The sequence below is a fragment of the Intestinibacter sp. genome (assembly GCF_051866655.1).
Classification (GTDB): domain Bacteria; phylum Bacillota; class Clostridia; order Peptostreptococcales; family Peptostreptococcaceae; genus Intestinibacter.
Genome location: NZ_JBJDXL010000541.1, coordinates 1 through 2,162, shown reverse-complemented (window position 1 = coordinate 2,162; position 2,162 = coordinate 1). Strand labels below are relative to the sequence as shown.

The 2,162-nt window shown below is 30.6% G+C and carries 1 protein-coding gene and 1 pseudogene; one reads left to right on the top strand and one right to left on the bottom strand.

Annotated elements, in window-relative coordinates; genetic code table 11:
• Positions 1-520, bottom strand: a pseudogene (locus tag ACI3VO_RS16325) ((4Fe-4S)-binding protein); the annotation flags it as partial.
• Between the two features lie 278 nt (positions 521-798).
• On the opposite strand from ACI3VO_RS16325, the gene ACI3VO_RS16320 reads away from it, so the two are divergent.
• The gene (locus tag ACI3VO_RS16320; RefSeq protein ID WP_439758927.1) at positions 799-1,722 is read left to right on the top strand and encodes a LysR substrate-binding domain-containing protein; all 924 of its coding nucleotides are present in this window, start codon (positions 799-801) and stop codon (positions 1,720-1,722) included.
• The last annotated feature ends 440 nt before the right edge of the window (positions 1,723-2,162 follow it).

The following is a 2,162-nucleotide window of genomic DNA, read 5'->3' as shown; positions in this document are numbered from 1 at the left end:
ATTTTTCAAGGTCGTGAGCTGGTACTAATTGTCCTATTATACCTACATCGTTTAAGTCTGGTTTTAGACAGTTATTTGGACATCCACCAACTGCTATTTTAAATTTATGAGGTAGAGCTACATCTGAATATCCTTCGAAAAATCTCTTGTGGATTTCTTCAGATATTGCGAAAGAATCTAATAGACCGTATTGACAAGTAGTCCCTTTACATGATACTACTGGACGAACCTTAGCTCCTGTTCCACCTGTTTGTAAACCTGCTTTAGCAACGTAATTTCTGAAATCGTCTATTTTTTCATATGGTATACCTTGAACTTCTACTGATAGACGAGTTGTAAAAGTTATGTTTCCATTTCCAAATAATTCTGCTGCTTCTGCTATGCATTTATGTTGTTCTGCTGTTATTTTACCATTTACTGTTAATACTCTTCCTGAAAAGTTATCAGTTCCTTTGTTATTCAAAAAACCTAATGCTTTAACTCTTTTTACATCTTCTGGACTTACTGTTAATGCTGACATTTTATCTTCCCCCTTATAAAATTTTTATCTATATTAATCGTATTTATTATAGACTTTATTGGATTAATTTCTAAATTATGGTTAACCACTTACAAGAACTATTTTACCACTTGAATATGTATTTGAAAAGTGATATTATCTTATCATTATTATAGGTAAAACCTATTGATAACGTTTATCGTGAATTAGAGGATTTACTAGTATTTTATCCAAAACGAAGCTAATTATTCAATTTATACTAAAATATTCTTTGGAAATTTTTAACAGGAGGGGTTTTTGTGACTATAAGACATTTACGAATTTTTATAGCTGTAGCAGAAAATAAAAAGATGAGTCTCGCAGCTAAGAAACTTTATATCTCTCAGCCGACAGTCAGTCAAGCTATCAGGGAATTAGAGGAGCACTACGGCGTAAAATTATTTGAGAGACTTTCTAAAAAGCTATATATTACTGAAGCCGGTAAATATTTACTTTTTCAAGCAAAAAACTTAGTATCTCAGTACGACAATCTAGAGAAATCTATGAAGGAAAACTACAAGAGAGAGACTCTTAGAATCGGAGCTTCTCTTACAGTCGGAGCTATTTTGTTATCTAATATTTTAAACGACCTAGAGAGTTACAACCCGAATTTAGACACATTTGCATATGTAAATAATACCAGCGTAATAGAGAAAAAATTGCTCGAATCGAATCTAGATGTCGCTATAGTAGAAGGAAAAATCAAATCACACGACCTAATAAGTATACCAATGATAGACGATTACTTAGTTTTAGTCTGTGGTATAGACCATCCTCTATCAACTAAAAAGGAAATCCACTTAAGCGATTTAGAAAATCAAAAGTTCGTAGTCAGAGAAAAAGGCAGCGGTACTAGAGAATTGCTAGATGAATTTTTAAAATTACACAACTTAAAGGTAAAAATTGTCTGGGAGGCGAGCTCTCCTGACACGATTAGACACGCAGTAATCAACAACAGATGTCTCGCTCTAATGCCGATGCGTGTAATGGAAAAGGATATCATTGATCACAAGATGAATGTTATTTTCAACACTACAAATGAGTGGAATCGCTATTTTAGTTTGGTTTACCATAAAGACAAGAATATAACTGATTCCATCGTTTTATTAAAGGATATACTAAAAAAATACAAGTCTCCTAACTTTAATGTAAGTGAATTGTCTTCTAAATTAATTTTAGAGTAAGAAAATCTTTATTCTAAAGATCCATAATGTAGATTTTCTTGAAATGCATAACGGAAATTATTTTTATTCACAATTTTTAAAGGAATATAATTTCCTATGCATTATAAAAAAATATCTCCAAATTTCTGTCGTAGGAGATTTGGAGATTTAATATTGTAAATTTATTTTAAGGAAATATCGTCTATGCCACTAAACGCATTCCTCATTAAGGGCTTTTTTAATTAATATATATTATACAGCTTCCAGTTAGTGGAATTTCAAGTAAATTTTATTTATTTTTTTAATGCTTTAAACCGTTGCAATTGCTGTATTTTTACGATTGATAATATTTTTTATATTGTATTAATTGCATTTTTTTGATAAAAAAACCGATACATGTGTAGATCCATCAGTACATGTATCGGTTTTAATTTTATTTATCGCTTATAGATAATTTTCCA